Source organism: Longimicrobiales bacterium (assembly GCA_028823235.1).
Classification (GTDB): Bacteria; Gemmatimonadota; Gemmatimonadetes; order Longimicrobiales; family Gaopeijiaceae; genus UBA2589.
Window position 1 is genome coordinate 117,865 of sequence record JAPKBW010000008.1, and the last position, 14,886, is coordinate 132,750.

16 protein-coding genes are annotated in these 14,886 nt (G+C 60.3%); 2 read left to right on the forward strand and 14 right to left on the reverse strand.

Annotated features, from left to right (window positions below; genetic code table 11):
• Positions 1-164: 164 nt before the first annotated feature.
• From OSA81_06705 to OSA81_06760, 12 genes are all read right to left on the reverse strand, one after another.
• Positions 165-2,297, reverse strand: a complete 2,133-nt coding sequence (locus OSA81_06705; protein MDE0898688.1) for an amino acid permease — start codon at positions 2,295-2,297, stop codon at positions 165-167.
• A gap of 176 nt (positions 2,298-2,473) precedes the next feature.
• Positions 2,474-2,728, reverse strand: coding sequence for a hypothetical protein (locus OSA81_06710; GenBank protein ID MDE0898689.1), 255 nt, complete (start codon positions 2,726-2,728; stop codon positions 2,474-2,476).
• A gap of 98 nt (positions 2,729-2,826) precedes the next feature.
• Positions 2,827-3,204: a cupin domain-containing protein gene (locus OSA81_06715; GenBank protein MDE0898690.1), complete on the reverse strand. Its 378-nt coding sequence runs from the start codon at positions 3,202-3,204 to the stop codon at positions 2,827-2,829.
• Complete coding sequence (locus OSA81_06720) at positions 3,201-3,413, reverse strand: DUF2277 domain-containing protein (protein MDE0898691.1); 213 nt, start codon at positions 3,411-3,413, stop codon at positions 3,201-3,203. The genes OSA81_06715 and OSA81_06720 overlap by 4 nt, the downstream gene beginning before the upstream one ends.
• Positions 3,414-3,900: 487 nt before the next feature.
• A complete protein-coding gene (locus OSA81_06725; GenBank protein MDE0898692.1) occupies positions 3,901-4,224 on the reverse strand; it encodes a GIY-YIG nuclease family protein in 324 nt (107 codons plus the stop codon).
• A gap of 458 nt (positions 4,225-4,682) precedes the next feature.
• Complete coding sequence (locus OSA81_06730; protein ID MDE0898693.1) at positions 4,683-5,414, reverse strand: flavin reductase; 732 nt, start codon at positions 5,412-5,414, stop codon at positions 4,683-4,685.
• Positions 5,415-5,477: 63 nt separating this feature from the next.
• The gene (locus OSA81_06735; protein ID MDE0898694.1) at positions 5,478-5,714 is read right to left on the reverse strand and encodes a DUF2164 domain-containing protein; all 237 of its coding nucleotides are present in this window, start codon (positions 5,712-5,714) and stop codon (positions 5,478-5,480) included.
• Between the two features lie 10 nt (positions 5,715-5,724).
• Complete coding sequence (locus OSA81_06740; protein MDE0898695.1) at positions 5,725-6,381, reverse strand: class I SAM-dependent methyltransferase; 657 nt, start codon at positions 6,379-6,381, stop codon at positions 5,725-5,727.
• Between the two features lie 166 nt (positions 6,382-6,547).
• Positions 6,548-6,970, reverse strand: a complete 423-nt coding sequence (locus tag OSA81_06745; GenBank protein MDE0898696.1) for a hypothetical protein — start codon at positions 6,968-6,970, stop codon at positions 6,548-6,550.
• 19 nt (positions 6,971-6,989) lie between these two features.
• Positions 6,990-7,139: a hypothetical protein gene (locus tag OSA81_06750; protein ID MDE0898697.1), complete on the reverse strand. Its 150-nt coding sequence runs from the start codon at positions 7,137-7,139 to the stop codon at positions 6,990-6,992.
• Between the two features lie 10 nt (positions 7,140-7,149).
• Positions 7,150-8,286 (reverse strand): hypothetical protein, encoded by a 1,137-nt coding sequence (locus OSA81_06755; GenBank protein MDE0898698.1) that lies wholly within the window; start codon positions 8,284-8,286, stop codon positions 7,150-7,152.
• Positions 8,287-8,373: 87 nt separating this feature from the next.
• Positions 8,374-8,772: a hypothetical protein gene (locus OSA81_06760; protein MDE0898699.1), complete on the reverse strand. Its 399-nt coding sequence runs from the start codon at positions 8,770-8,772 to the stop codon at positions 8,374-8,376.
• A gap of 105 nt (positions 8,773-8,877) precedes the next feature.
• Here OSA81_06760 and OSA81_06765 point away from each other — a divergent pair, with 105 nt between their 5' ends.
• A complete protein-coding gene (locus OSA81_06765; GenBank protein ID MDE0898700.1) occupies positions 8,878-10,473 on the forward strand; it encodes a hypothetical protein in 1,596 nt (531 codons plus the stop codon).
• Between the two features lie 196 nt (positions 10,474-10,669).
• Here OSA81_06765 and OSA81_06770 read toward each other — a convergent pair whose 3' ends face one another.
• Together OSA81_06770 and OSA81_06775 are read right to left on the reverse strand one after the other, a co-directional pair.
• Positions 10,670-11,770 carry a hypothetical protein gene (locus tag OSA81_06770; protein MDE0898701.1) on the reverse strand — a complete coding sequence of 367 codons (1,101 nt, stop codon included), beginning with the start codon at positions 11,768-11,770 and terminating at the stop codon, positions 10,670-10,672.
• 195 nt (positions 11,771-11,965) lie between these two features.
• A complete protein-coding gene (locus OSA81_06775) occupies positions 11,966-12,883 on the reverse strand; it encodes a creatininase family protein (GenBank protein MDE0898702.1) in 918 nt (305 codons plus the stop codon).
• A gap of 362 nt (positions 12,884-13,245) precedes the next feature.
• On the opposite strand from OSA81_06775, the gene OSA81_06780 reads away from it, so the two are divergent.
• Positions 13,246-14,514 (forward strand): M28 family peptidase, encoded by a 1,269-nt coding sequence (locus OSA81_06780; GenBank protein MDE0898703.1) that lies wholly within the window; start codon positions 13,246-13,248, stop codon positions 14,512-14,514.
• The last annotated feature ends 372 nt before the right edge of the window (positions 14,515-14,886 follow it).

The following is a 14,886-nucleotide window of genomic DNA, read 5'->3' on the forward strand; positions in this document are numbered from 1 at the left end:
CGAAACACCCGTGGCCCCTCGGCACACCTCAACAGCGCATAGGGCTCACGAGAGAACCATCTCATCGAGCTGAGTGCTCGGCCCGTCACACGGCCGGAATGCCGTCCACGGTGATCAGACCAAGATCGATCGGGTCAGTGGATGTCGCTCTTCGTGCCTGTCTATCACTCGGCCTCTCCGCCGAACCTCAGGTTGAGTTGGGAAATACCCTCGGCTCGCCCGAGCACGGTAAGGCGGTCACCCGTCTCGAGCACCGTGTCCCCCTTCGGAATGATCATCTCACCCTCTCGGCGGATCATTGCAATCAAGGTCCCTTCTGGCAGTGCGATTGCTTTGATCTCAGCGCCGATCAACTCCTGACACTTCGTATCATCGGAGAGGCGAATGACCAGCAGTTGCTCATTCCGGAAAAGAGCCTCCTTGAGGTGTGTGGATCCTTTTGCAGCCAGCCACTCGGGCATGAAGGCATCTTGGTCCACACGTCGAGCGATCTGAGCCAGAATCCTGAGGTGTCGGCCAGGGTCTCCCTCTGGACCGATGAGGAAGAATACTGCTCGGACAGTGTCGTCTCCCTCCCGTATTGCCGACTGCGACACATTATCAAAGCGAACACCGCCGGGAGCCCTCGCCATGAGAAGATGTGCCTCCTTGATCTGCTCCTTGCGAACATGCGGGAGCGCTGCCCCATGAGACACCGGCGTCGCACCAATTCGGGTTCCCTTCAGGAAGCCTTCCGCGAGATCCGTCGCGGAAACAGGCACATCCGACGCGAGTTCACTTGCTGCAGCAAAGGCCAGTGACTCGAAGTCGATATCGCCCTCAATGTCGAGAACCTTGGCCCCCGTAAACAGGGCATCGAAGGGATCGGCGGCACGCGGCCCCCGATCCTTGATGACCTCCCGAAGCTCAGCGTCGAGTCGGTCATCTCGTTGCCGCCCCAGCCGCTCGAACACGTGGAAGATCGCCCCCTCTCGATCGACGCGATCCTTGGCATAATACGTAAACCACATTGCGCCGAAGAAGATGAGGCCGGTGGTGAAGAGGACTGGGAGCATTCCCATCTCTACTATGAGCATGAACGGCATCAGAATCCCGAGAATCTGGATGCCAGGGTAGAGAGGCGAACGATAACCCGGATCGTAGGACTCAATCCTGCTTTCCCTCATCACGATGACCGCGAGACAGGCCAACGCGAACATTACCAGTTGGAAGGCGCTCGCCAGCTTCGCGATCTTGGTCGGATCAAAGATCGTTACGAACAGGATGATCAGTGCCACCGTGGTAACGATCCCAACCGTAGGCGTCCCCCGCTTCCCAACACGGCCGAACACTTCAGGGATCAGTCGATCCCGGCCCATGGCGAGGGGATATCTGGAGGCACTCAGAATCCCGGCGTTCCCCACCGATGAAAACGCGAGAATTGCGGCTACGGTCATGATGAGCTTTCCGTAGGGAAGCCCCATGATGACCGCGACATCAGCGACGGGCGTGAGCCCCCCACCATTGGCAGCCAGTCGTTCCACCCCAGCGACCCCAATCATGACACTCGTCCCGACTACGTACACAATGATGATTGTCCCAAACGCCATGAACATGCCGAGGGGAAGATTTCGCTCTGGATTCTCCACTTCCTCAGCGACGCTGGCGACCTTGGTAAGCCCCATGTAGCTGACGATGACCAGCCCCGCGGTACTCATGACGCCAGAGGCTTTCGCATCGAAAATGCCAGCGAAAGCGGCAGCCTCGACTTGAAAGATGCCCACTCCGCAAAACCAGAGAAGCAGGATCATGACGCCAATCAGGAGGAGAATTTGGAACGTGCCGCTCTTCTTGGCTCCGAAGTAGTTGATAACGCCAAAAACAATCGCCAGCCCAGCAGCTATGGGGCTCATCGGAACCGAGGGAAGAAACAACTCTAGGTACGCCCCGATGCCGATCAAGGCGAACGACGACTTCAGGATCAGTGATACCCATGTGCCGAAACCACCAATGGTACCTACCAACGGGCCCATACTGCGGTCGAGGAAGTAGTAGATCCCCCCGGCCTTCGGCATAGCCGTAGCCAACTCGACCATGCTGAACAGGCCCGGTAGGAGAACCATTCCCGCCAGCACGTACGCGATCGGCATCGCAGCCCCGGCCCCAGCGGCAGCAAGACCGGGCAGGAGAAAGAATCCCGAACTCAGCGTAGCACCTGTGGCCAGTGCATACACTTCCCAGAGGCCCAACTGCTTTTTCAGCTGGGTGTGTTTCAGTGTGGCCGGGGCCGGGGTCGTCTCGGGGTCCATGCTCGACATGTACGGGCGAATGGCTTCGGCTGCATCGTTTGGAGATTTCCGAACGCTACAGGGGCGGGTCTAGCGAGGCGCTCTGGTCCTTACCCATCCAAGAGGGATCGGTTCAGCTACGAACGGGAGATTGTGCTGTTCCCTGGCTTGGGGCAAGCACCCGGTGGTTAGCCCGTGGCAGCAGACTAGCCGTCCGGGGAAGCAAGGCCTGCTGGGCTGTCGGGAGAGCGTAACTCCTTAAAGAAGTCGCGCTCTTCTTCGAGATCGACGATGCGTTGAGTCAATTCATCTATCGTGTCCTGGAGCCGTATTACCTCGGGCGAAATCGCCCCATGGTCCACCTCACGCCACTGCTTTCCGGGGCCAGGAAGGGTCTGCATGGTCGCAAAAAGTATTCCGAGCAGTGGGATCAGAATCAGAAACAAGACTGAGAAGGACATGACGTACTCAGCGTGCTCCGGGGTGAGTAGAGGGACTCAAGACCCCTACGACCGATAGCTTGCCAAGTTTCAATTCGGGCATCTGTCTTCTCGCACGGTCAGATCCACAGGTCAGACTTGGCCGTGCGACGTCCACCCTCTTCACCGGTGTTCACAACCCCACGCGGCTCGATCAGCATGATTTTCACCTCTAGCTCCGCATACGGCTTGTGTTTCACGCCCTTCGGCACGACGTACAGTTCCCCGGCAGATACGTTTACGAAACCGTCCGGCAGGTCAATCCTGAGCGTGCCCTCGAGTACGAAGAACGCTTCATCGGTGTCCGGGTGATCGTGCCAGATGAAGTCACCCTGGACGCGGGCAATCTTGAACTGGTAGTCGTTCATCTCCGCGATCACCCTTGGTTGCCATTGGTCCGCGAAGAGGTCGAATTTTCCACTCAAGTTGATCGCGTCGTGCTCTTCCTCAATCATCATGCGGTCGCCGTGGTGCTGAACCGTTTCGTGGCCCTCTCACTAGGCGCGCCGTAAACCGTCTCGATGACATGGTCGAACGCGACCTGATTCGCAACAGAAGGCTTGTTGAATCCCGAAGTCTTCCGCACGAATTCCAGCGCGGCCGCATGGACCTCAGCGTCTATCGCTGGGTGCTCACAATTGTAGATAGTCCCGATGTTCCTGCACATATGTCGCCTCCGTTGCTCAGTTGCGTTTGTGATCAATCATTTGGGAGTGACTTCGCGCACAAGCCCTCCCTGACTTCACTCCGACCGCCTTCCCAGGCTGGGCCGCTTTCCCGAAAGACCCATGCCTCAGCTTCCGACGTGTACCAGACGCGGGCAAACCCGAGATCGCCGAGTGGAAAGCAGAGCCCCCGCTGAAGCACAACCTCGAGCGCCAGGATCACTCGCGACTGCAGGCCTCACCTGCTTTCATCGGACTTTCGCCTTCATGGGCGGTCGGCACGAGGGACTTCCCACGGCCCCAGGCAGGCAGGGCGCAATACCTCACCTTGGGCCTCCGAACTCTTTGCCTCGTTTACGGCCCAGAGCCCGTCCAACATCCATGAGCGGCGAATTGCGGCGGCCCTCGATCGCCCGCTCGTCATCGGCGGCGGAACGGACGTGTCTTATCAGCATCAGGTCGATTCGACCGGAGCGCTCGCTCGCGGACTCAGTACCGTCGCTCTTTCGGCAGATCGAGTTTCTCCACCCACAATTCTTCCATGACCGCCAGGTCCTCGGCCGGGTTGTAATCATTCCCTTCAGGAATCTCCAGCAGTTCCAGAACCTCGAATGAGAATCCGTCTACCCCGTCTGCCTCCCAGTCGGCCTGGAGAGCACTCTTGGGGTGCCCCTTCATTCGCAGCTGGGCCCGTATCCGATTCAGCATCGCTGGAGCATCGGGGCTCGACCCCACGAGTGTGCGACCGCTCGCAGCATGTGTGACACGAAACACTCCCGCCGGGCGGGGAGTGTCGCGATACGCTCTGACCATCGCTTTGCGATCCAGGTCTCTAATCCTGGCCGGAATACGACACGAAGTGAACGACGGGCCGTGTCCCGCATTTCGGATCTCGCGGGACATCGAGCGTGCCGGTGCCGTCAGGCGCCGGGCACGGCACGAAGCGCCGGACGACATCTCGGACAGGTACAAGCTCAACCCACGGAATCCGCTCGTTGAAGCTGCTTCGCGGGACACCTGCCGGCCCCGCGAAGCTCGAATCGACATAGGCCTCACGCTCACGCTGTGTCCACGTCGATCGCAACTCCTGAAAGGCTACGATATTGGTATCGAGGCAAGCGCAGCTCCGCTCACTGGCTCGAGGTTGGCGCTGTTCGAGGAGCCCGTCGACACACAGGCGGTGAGACTGAGTACGATCCACCCTTTGAGGCAAAATGCAGCCGGTCGAGTAGTGAGCATGTTTCTCTGGTCCCGAAGGTAAACGCACACGGTCAGTACTTGATGTCGGATCGACCGACGGTCATCCCAATGTTTCCGACACGCTCACCCATAGTGTAGTGCTCACCACTCCCAGCGGTCATGCCGAAGAAAGGCACACCTGGAACGATAAGTCGCCCCGTGTCATCGACGGCGCCGGCCCGGGCTGTCGTGGCGACCACCTCTGCGACGAAGATCTTCCTCATGGGTGGAACCTCAAGCGAGCCGATCGTCCGGCATTCGCAATGGATCGGAGCCTCTTCAATGGTCGGGGCATCTACCATGGTCGCGGTTCCGCGCGTGAGACCACTCAGTGCGTACTTGTCACCGACTCGGCTCGAGTTCATGTCGATGGTGTCGAAGGCTTGGATCATGGAAGCGACGGGAACGTTCAGGACGAACTCGTCATGTTGCTCCAACAGGCGTCGGGCGAGGTGCTCCGACCCCGCGGCCACTCCGATCTGAGGCGGATCGCCATTAACGACGAAAGTCCAGAGGACGGATAGCTCCTCGGGATCGCCGTCCGCTCCGTTGATGGATAGAAGGATGGCAGGAACGGGCGGGACCATAGGCCCGGGCTCAGCCAGGGTCCGCCGAGGCCCGCTCGTCAGGTCCGCCTGTGGCCCGCTCCAATCCGAAGCAGTCGGGGCATCGGAGTCAGTCTGTTGCGATCCGCACCCCCAAATCGCCGAAACCGCAGCCGCAGTCGATCCGGCTTCCATGAAGCGCCGTCGGGACCAGTTCACGTCTTCACCTTCCGTTCGATGGTGTTTGGGCTGCAGTTGGCGGACAGCTCTTCTCGACCTTGATCACGTCGTCTCGGGTTCGTGCACTTCGCCGTCCAGGTCGTCGAGTTTACGCACCATGAAACCACGGGCGTCCTGAACCGCCTGGTTGTAGATGGGCGGCCCGAGGCTCTCGAGTACGAAGTCCAATAGCTGCGACGCACGAAATTCGCTCAGCGTCTCGTCGAATTCCTCAAGGAAGAATCCGCGTAGACCTGATGTGATCTCGTGACGGCGGGCATCATCAAGAGAAAGTGCCATGTGCCATGCGTTATGGATGTGGGGTCATGGACTGATGCTGGTCGTTTCGGAACACCCAGGTCGTCATGGCCCTGAGGTTCTGGACGTTCGTGGTCTTGAGAGGATCGAGGAGTGTTCCGCCGACAGCAGCCGTGGTCTGAAGGAGATACGCTTCATCTACAAGAAAGCGGTCGCTCCCGTCGGGAAGCGAGTACCAGCGGCCCCGCATGTGAGACACGTGTGTCTCGAGGCCGATGGTCGAAGCGAGTCTTGTGAAGAGAACGCCGCCGACCCGAAGTACGCGGACGAGTTCGGCTACGGAGGACTCGAACTCGACTTCGTCTTCGGAGAAATGGAGGACCGCGTTGCAAATCACAGCGTCAAAGTGCTGATCGGGGAATGGTAGTGACCGAAGCTCGGCGACCTCGAAGTGGGTTGGCGGCACGTCGGGGGCTGCCCGCTTGGCGAGCTCGCGCACGTGTTCGACCTGAGCTGGATCCCGGTCGACCCCGTAGATATCGGTGCCGGCCTTCAACAAATATTCGACGTTGCGACCACGCCCACATCCCGCGTCCAAGACTCGCATGTCGGATGTGATGCGACCACGCATAAGCTGGTCAAAAAGGTAGATGTCGATACGACCGAACTGATCCAGGATTGGGTTCGTGTCAGCCACCTGGTCGCTCATCCAAAGTCTCTTTGAAATAAACTTCTAGTGACTCGACACCAGAACCGACTCGTGGCGAGACTGAGATGATAGTGCCGACCATGGCGGGCTCGCCTCCTGGAAAGGTCACCGTGGTCACACACCCGACGAGAAGGTTCGTTAAAAAGAGGACCCGCCCATCTTCGGGTCATGTAGCCTCCCCGGCGCGGGCCCCTACCTTCGAAGTCGTGTGCTTCCACGGTGCCATCCTAATGACGTGGCTGAAAGCGCCTGACTGCAGTGCAAAAACCGCGACAAGGACCCACGCTCGAGAGCTCAGTCGCTCGTCCAGAACGGCCGACGCCAAGGTCGTCGCCGATATTATCCCGTAACCGAAATTAGCGAGCACGATGGGGCGGCCGTAAATACCACCGTAGATCGCACTGCGCCCCACCCAGTTGAGAGCCGCGAATCCCAGCAATCCGGCTGCAAGCAATTGGACGCCCACGGGCGGCAGTAGATCGAGTCCGACCATCGGGCCTCCTGCCTCCGGAATGAACAAAAACGCAAGCCCAAGCACCGCGAGTACGGAGGCGGAGACAGACATAACGTTGCGCGTGGTCGAATTCATGCGGCGCCCGCATGCGTTCTCATGGGATCAACCCCTTTGTGACCCGCCGAATGGCGTACATGCCTAGCCCCATGCCCACGACACTGACGAGGAACGCAACGAACACCGACACGAATGCGCCGACCCACCAGCCGATCGTCAAGCCGATGAAACCCATGACCTTCTTCACGGGTTCTGCCTCAGTTCGAGAGAACCAAGGATTGGCCGATCACCTTCGCAGGATCGGCGTCTGACCTTGGGGTGAACTTGTCGAGCCAACCGCCATCCCAGCTCGCGATATAGAGGTTGCCCTCCTGGTCGACGTCGATCTGGTGAGGACGGGACAGCCCGCCGGCGAAGCCCCCACGAGTTCCGCCAAACGCGCCAAGGTAGTATTGGAGCTCGCCTTGAAGGTTGTACTTGAGAATACGATTGAGCCGGGCCGAAGTGACCCAAACGGCGTCGTGCTCGTCGATGAACACACCCACTGGATCGGAAATGTCCGGCCATTCCTCGATGAACTCACCGTCTTCTGTGAATACCTGAATCCGGTTGTTCGCCCGGTCGCCCACATAGACGCGATGCTCGCGATCCACCGCGAGGCCGTGAACGAGGTCGAACTGTCCAGGGCCATTACCCAGCTCGCCCCACTCCATCAGGTACTCACCTTCGGCGCTGTACTTCACAATCCGTGAGTGCCAGTAACCGTCGCCAAGGAAGAAACTCCCGTCGGGAAGGAACGCCAGCACTGCGGGATCACCGTACGTGTAGGGTCCAGGAGTCGGGTTTGCGCGAGCCTCTGCCCGTGTGGTGGGGTGGTCGGGGTCGACCAGCCGCATGACGAGCTCGCTGCCGTCGTTCGTGAACTTGAGAATCTGCATGTTCACCCCACGGCCACCCCCTCGCTCCACGACCCAGACGTGACGCTCCGGATCATATGGACTGATGTAGATCTGGTGCGGTTTGTTGAAGATCGAATCCCACTGCGACCAGTTCTCCGTGATGTTTCCGTTCCGATCAACCACGACCAGATAGTTCGAGCCACCGGGACGCTCGCGGCGTTCGGCGTCGCGATCTCCCCAGATTCCGACGATGATCCGGTCTGGATTGTCCACGGCCAAACCGGACACCTCTCCCCAGCCCCACGGTTCCTCGTGGTCGGGAGCGGGTTTCCACCAACCCTCCGCCGCGGTGTACTCGCCCGTGCGGTCATCGCCACCCTTCACCAGGGCCCCAGTGGCATCTTCGCCGCTTGACGAACCCCCCTGGGTACAGGCAGGAAGGAATGCGACCGCGAAGCCGACAAGGGCAATTAGACCAGGGCGGGAAGCGTTCATCAGGGAGGTCCTTGAGGGCGATTTTCCGAAGCGCTCAGAGTAGGGGTCGGGCCCTGCTGGCGACAGCGAGCCAATCTACCGAAACCGTTAGGTCGACCGGATTGCGGCGACCAGTTCCGCGAAGCTTCGTACTGCTGCGAAACGGCGACAGAATTTCTCTCGGTTGAACATTACATAGATCTCCTCGGCAGCCATCTCACCATTATCGAACCTCGTATTGGCGATATCCGGCACCAGGTACGACCTCGGAGGGGCCGAGCGTGACACGCGGGAGATCTTCCACCCCCGCCTTCCGGGCTGCTCCGGACGTCTCGTCTCGTCATGGTGCGAAATGAAGCGGACGGTAACTCCACGGCCCCGGCAGGACGTCCGCAGAGCGGTGACGTTTTTGAGAATGCGAGTAATACCGTAGGCACCCTTCGCGAAGGCGCACTCCTGAACATCCACACGTATGAGCGCGGAGTTCGGAGAGCGGTGGTGGCCCACAGTGGGCCTCCAATCGCCTGCAGTTGGGGAGGCCGACGCGGGGTACAAGCGCGACACGGGCAGAGTGGGCTTGGCTGGCGCCGCTCGCCCCCTCACTTTAGGCCGATGCATATTTCACATCTGTTGAAACTCGCCCTACTGACCACCGTCGCGACCGCATCTGCCTGCACCGAGGCTCCTGGTGGCAAGGCAGGGACACCCGAAATGAGGGCGGCTCTATTTGACACGATCATGGCGCGAACCGAGCGGCGTGAAGCGTGGTCTCTGGTAAAGAACACGAATCTGGGATTCGACCCTGTGGCGTCCATGCGAGCCCTGCGTGCAGACTTTGTTTCTGCTGGCACGGAGGAGCAACTGTTTTACGAGCTGTCGCGACTCAGCACAGCCCGAAGGGATCGGCACCTCGACATTTCACTCGTTGAGGGTGGTATCACAATTCCAGACAGTGCTGGAATACCTGTTATCGGTGGAGAGGATATCGCAGCCACCCTCGCGCCTGTGCGTGTCTTCCCCGATCTGTCTGGAGCGGAATCGGTGTACTTCGTTGGTGACCTCGCGACAGGCGCGGGAGACACGGAATTGCCCGGCATCGGCGATCGCGTCATTGAGGTGAACGGGCGCACGGTGGCGGAGTGGGAACGCGAAGCGATGCAGTACATGCGTCACTCCACAGTTGCAGGACTCCGGTGGAAGCTGGCGGAAAGCATGACCCAGCATACCGCGCTCTTTCCCCGGGAGTTACGTGGAGAAGGGGTCGTTCTGACTGTGGCGACCCAGGACGGTGCGGAGCGCCGTTTTGACCTCCCGCTTGCGCAGCCTCAAGAACTCGAATGGCAAGGAACCGGTGAGCCAGCGTACCCGGGCTTCGAGCTCGTTCACGAAACCGTGACTTACGACCTCCTGGTCAGTGATGCGCGTCGGGTCATCGTCTTGATCTGGACCGGCTTCAGGGAGACCATGGTCGAGGATGTCGACGTGCTCATGGAGATCGCGCAGGAGCGTGGTCTGCTTGACTACACCGTCGTCATCGACGTCACACGGAGTGGCGGGGGGTCACGCGGGGCATACGCAGTGCAACGCCTGCAGGGGAAACCGTTCAAGACCACCTTCGGCAATCTCCGGATCAGTGACGTGATCCAGCCCTTTGTCGATGAGCGGCGGCAAGCGTTTGGTAAGCGAGCGTTCACCGACAGCGGTGTGCAGGAGACCATCGACGACGGAAGTTGGCTCATGGAGTGGCTGGAAGAAGATGTGGTTCCCGCGCTTGAGCGCGGAGACGACTACACCAACGACGTGCCATTTAAATCCGCTCACGCGCCGCGGAATTCTGACGGCGTCCTCCAGCCGGCACCGGTGCATTTCACTGGGCACTTCGCGGTCATCTCGGGTCCGTCAGGTGGGTCCCACCTAGACCAGTTCATTCACCAGGTGGTGGACAACGAACTCGGACCCGTGGTGGGCATGCCCCCCGGCGGTTACTCGAATACCTGGGAATGGGAAGAGGTCCTGACCTTTCCCGGTACCGACCAGCCCGTCGCACTGTTCATGTGGAACATCGGGCACACGATCACGCCCGGAGGTCGGATTGCGGAGGGCAATCCGGCGACTATCGACGAGTGGATTCCATTGACGGCAGACAACGTCACGAGCTACTACGAGATCCTCCTCGAAGCAGCGCTTCAGCGTCTCCTCGTCATGTAGGTTGAGCGCCGCCCCGGCATAGGGATTCCTTGAGTCCCCGAACTAGAAGACCCTGAAGTGTGTCCGCAGGCGGTGATGCCGCCAGGTAGAGTCTGAAGTCAGCGGAAAACGTGAGGGCCCTTGGCCCTTAGCGGGGCCGGCCATTGTCCATGTAAGTGTGCACATCGGCCGTCAGGTTTCTTCTGACAGCGGGCACTCAGACAGTATTTACCAACCTCCGCAGGGCCTGGAAGAGCTTGGCATTCTCACGGATCCTTCCTAGATGCGACGGGATCTGTTGATCCTTGCTGTGGTTAAGCAGAGCGGTGACCGTGGTCCCGCGTTGTACGTCCTTCGGAAGCCCGTGCATGAGGCGGAGACTCTCCGTGAACGGCACCAGTCGGTCCCCCCGGCCGTGGATCACCTGGGTGGGCACCCGCACAGAGCCCAAGGCCGCGACGGGCTCCAGCAGCGGCTCTACGCGCTTGCATGCATCTGCAAGCTTGATCGCGAGCGACACACACTCCTCATCAGGTGGACGCGAACCCGACGACGTCGACGCGAGGCAATCAAAGACCTTCTGCTTTCGCGATGGTAGTGCCGCTCGGAGCTCTCTGATCATGGTGTCATGATGAGGCTCCCAGGCGGAAATACGCCCTCCGCTGGCTGCATCAGCGAGTCGGTGCAACGCAAGCGCCACATCGCCATCGTCCTCATGTCCGGGCACGTCGGTGAGGTGATTGCTCCCGACGATCCACCGACCGTAAGGGTCCGGGCTCAGGTCATAGGCTACCCCGCTCCACTCATGCCGCCCCGTCAGTTGGCAGGTGAGCGTCCGCTTCAAGGAGCAATAGCCTCCGAACAGCACGATCCCCGAAACGGACTCCGTCAGCTCGGGACTCGAGGCGGCGATCGCTACTCCCGGAGCGCCGAAGGAGAACCCGATCACTCCATATCGCCCAGGTATGACCTCCGGAAGCATGTCGAGGCGTTCGACACAGCCCCGGATGGTGGGTGCCGTGACCCTGGGTGTGACATTGAGGGCGCGCCACTCCGGGACCTCCGGAATAATGACGGCCGCGCCGCTCGAGGCGAGCGCCTCAGCGAAGCGAACGAGCTGGGGGTGGAAACGTCCCTTTCTCGAAACGCCGCCGATCGCGATCCATCCCGGAAGCCGGCCAGTGGCGCCGTTGGGTACCACAAATGTCGCCGGCACCGTGAGGCCGTCCCGCCTGATGTTGATCTGACGAACACTTACATTGGCGCTCGACTTCCAGCTTCGAGCATACCGAGCGGTTCGCACCACGCCCCGGAACATGGTTGCAAGATAGCACCGCGCTGCGGGCGCGGCTCAAGCAAGGAGTTCGGCCACACGGCTGCGAAGGAGGGGAACCACCTCGACCTCGAAACAGGCTTTGGGTTTGAAGCAGCCCTGGTTCCTCAGGCTAGGGTGCGGAAGAGGCAGCCACTCAGGTGCGGCAGGTCTACCCCAGATCAAACCCCGAGACGCTGATTACTGGTTCGCGCCGGCTCTGAACGCCTGGATCGCATCAACTGTGATTGCTGTCCGGAACTCGATCAGCTTGCGGCCCAGCTCCTGTGTCTGAGAAAGTGGTTCGAGGCTGATTCCGTTGATGGACGCCCGTCCCGCCTCTACCCGCTGGTCAAAGCGGATCGAGTTGGGATCGATCACGGACATGATCGATGTAATCGAGAGTTCCTCGTGAATCCCGTCTGAGCCCGCGCTGGCCTGATATTCCATTTCCTCGGGGATGCCCAGCGTCTCCTGGATGTACTGGCGCACCTGGACATGGTTGTAAAACTCAGGGACATGATGGAATCGGGTCGGCGCTCCGTTGTACGTTTCATTCAATGCGTCCGCGGCCGCTTGCATCCCGCGTCCGTTTCCGCCGCTATCACCCAGGTAGTAGACCTCAGTGAAGCCCATGCCGCGAAGGCTGTCACCGATGTCGGTGAGCCAGGCGATGTAGGTGGCCTGCGATACCATCGGACCCGTATTGCCAAGGCGCACGGGACCGCTGGGGTTGCCGGGCTCAAGCGTCACGAGCGGCGCGATCAGCGTCTGGCCAAGCGAGCCAGCCACAGACTCGCCCATCAGTTGATTCGAAAAATTGTGTTTTCCGGACGCGAGGTGTGGCCCGTTCGACTCGACTCCGCCGGTCAAAACCAGCGCAGTGGTGTTACCGGCACGAATTGCGTCCCGGATCTCCATCCAGGTCAGCTCTTCTAGCCAGAGGCTCTCCATGGCCGCGATCGGGCGAGGCTCATTCATCGCTGCTTCTCTCGCAGCCTCGCGCTCGGCGCGTTGCTCGGGCGTAAGTGGTGAGCCACCGCGCCGTCCGGGCTGCTGAGCCTCAAGGGACCCAGCCAACAGGAAACCGGCGACCAGCACCATCATCGTATTCTTCATGGATTCCTCTCGTGAGACAAAGGCTAGGACAAACGCAGGACGATGCGATGCATCGCCGATCCTGCGATTCTGCGGCCCTTCCCGAGTCCTGACAACACCTTTCCCATGCGAGGCAATCAACGAACCCGGCAAAGCATCAAGGGCTGCGAGGGTTCTGGACGGGGATGCGGGGACTCTGTGAATGGGACAACGGTCGGTAGCAGGAGCGAGAAACTGGAGAGATGTGTTGTCCTGTTAGGCCTGCGGAGTTCGACATTTTAGGTGTTTCCGACCCGGATGCGCCGTTGTCCTAGATGCTACCGACGGATATGGTCTGACTCTTCCACGATCCGTTGACCTGATTCATCCCGGAGTCCCGGAACATGCGCATCCGATCCCTGCTCACCGCGAGCGCCCTTGCCCTCGTCGCGAGTGGTGCCTTATCCCAAAACGTTTTGGCAGCCCCCTTCCCCCAGGCTCAGGACAACGGTGTTGACCCGACCCAGACATTGGTCGACCGCCTGACCTTGGACGACTATAAGACCACACTTAAGGGGTTAACTCAGTTCGGAGACAGGCGGCAGGGCACGGAGCGAAACCGCAACGCGGTGGACTGGATTGAGGCCCAGCTGCAATCCTTTGGCTGCACCAACACCGAGCGGGTCATCTATGACTTTGATCCTGCGCCTAGAAACAACGGCGGAGGGCGCAGTCCGCGTGGAGGCACAGCCGTCCTGCCTGACCTCACGACACCGACCGGAGGCTTGGTCGGTCGCAACGGGAATGGACCGGGCGGCAGCTCAATCTACGGATACCGTGGCCGGACCGGCGTAAACCGCGACCTCCAGGCTCAACCCGACGAGCGCATCCGCGAACTCAACCGGGAAGAGCCCGTAAACGGTGAGCGCAGCCTCGTTTATTGCACCAAAGTGGGGAAGACCCGCCCCGATGAGATGTACATCGTAGGCGCCCACATGGATGGTCACGGCGTCAACGAAGCGGTAAACGACGATGGGTCAGGCACGGCCCTGGTGATGGAGCTTGCTCGTCTATTCAGTTCACCTGACGTACAAACCGACGTGTCGATCCGTTTCGCTCTGTGGAACAACGAAGAAACCGGCCTAAACGGTGCGACGGCATACGTTGAGCAGAGGCAAGGTCTGCAGGGACTGGAGAATCCAGCCGGCTCAGGGCATTACCCCGAGCCCACGTGGTTGGGCATGATCCAGCACGACATGATGCTCTGGGACCACGGGGCACCTCGGGCGGATGGCACGGTCAGCCGGAACCAACGCCCGGAAGCCGACGTCAACATCGAATTCCAGTCGGCGTCGGACCTCGCTGATGAATCGATGAGGCTCGCTTTCACCTTTAAGGCGGCGGCTGATGCCTATAACACAGACTACCCAGCGACAGTCGGCCCACATATGACGAACACCGACTCGACGCCTTTTATGAATATCGTCCCGTCGATCAGTCTAAGAGAGAATGAGCGCGGGGCTCATACCGGGGCAGGTTGGAATCCGACGTGGCACTCCACTCTCGACGTCTGGACCACGTTTACCGACGATGATTTCCGCCTAGGACTCAATGCGGCGCAGACCACGCTGTCCGCACTGTCGATGCTGACGGGTGCGTCCGTCGGACGCTAGCACACCCGGATAGAACCAGCCCCTCTGGGTTTGGGCTTCAGGGCCCGTGCCCCGGGGGGCGAGTTGGAGAGCGCTACGGGATATGAGCGTTGTTTTTCCTCTTCGTCGCGCCGCCGCAAGGCTCGCACCCCGGGCCACACACAGGAACGGTGACAGGCGTGCAAAGACTCGGGGGCCGCCGAGGATGATCAGGGTCCATTTGTTACCGTTCGGTTTCTCACCCTGGCACACTTATGGGGTAGCTGGCGGGCTCACCCGCAAACGATACGCGTACGTCTGATTCCCGGTGAAGTGCTCCGGCACCGCCGCGAACATCAAGTACACGGATTCATCCGTTGCGCTCACGTCGAGCGTCCAGGTCCCGGCCCGGCC

Bases quoted from the DNA above. Each gene is read 5' to 3' on its own strand.
- OSA81_06705 (MDE0898688.1), bottom strand. From the start codon at position 2,297: ATGTCGAGCATGGACCCCGAGACGACCCCGGCCCCGGCCACACTGAAA.
- OSA81_06710 (MDE0898689.1), bottom strand. From the start codon at position 2,728: ATGTCCTTCTCAGTCTTGTTTCTGATTCTGATCCCACTGCTCGGAATA.
- OSA81_06715 (MDE0898690.1), bottom strand. From the start codon at position 3,204: ATGATGATTGAGGAAGAGCACGACGCGATCAACTTGAGTGGAAAATTC.
- OSA81_06720 (MDE0898691.1), bottom strand. From the start codon at position 3,413: ATGTGCAGGAACATCGGGACTATCTACAATTGTGAGCACCCAGCGATA.
- OSA81_06725 (MDE0898692.1), bottom strand. From the start codon at position 4,224: ATGGTCAGAGCGTATCGCGACACTCCCCGCCCGGCGGGAGTGTTTCGT.
- OSA81_06735 (MDE0898694.1), bottom strand. From the start codon at position 5,714: ATGGCACTTTCTCTTGATGATGCCCGCCGTCACGAGATCACATCAGGT.
- OSA81_06740 (MDE0898695.1), bottom strand. From the start codon at position 6,381: ATGAGCGACCAGGTGGCTGACACGAACCCAATCCTGGATCAGTTCGGT.
- OSA81_06745 (MDE0898696.1), bottom strand. From the start codon at position 6,970: ATGAATTCGACCACGCGCAACGTTATGTCTGTCTCCGCCTCCGTACTC.
- OSA81_06755 (MDE0898698.1), bottom strand. From the start codon at position 8,286: ATGAACGCTTCCCGCCCTGGTCTAATTGCCCTTGTCGGCTTCGCGGTC.
- OSA81_06765 (MDE0898700.1), top strand. From the start codon at position 8,878: ATGCATATTTCACATCTGTTGAAACTCGCCCTACTGACCACCGTCGCG.
- OSA81_06770 (MDE0898701.1), bottom strand. From the start codon at position 11,770: ATGTTCCGGGGCGTGGTGCGAACCGCTCGGTATGCTCGAAGCTGGAAG.
- OSA81_06775 (MDE0898702.1), bottom strand. From the start codon at position 12,883: ATGAAGAATACGATGATGGTGCTGGTCGCCGGTTTCCTGTTGGCTGGG.
- OSA81_06780 (MDE0898703.1), top strand. From the start codon at position 13,246: ATGCGCATCCGATCCCTGCTCACCGCGAGCGCCCTTGCCCTCGTCGCG.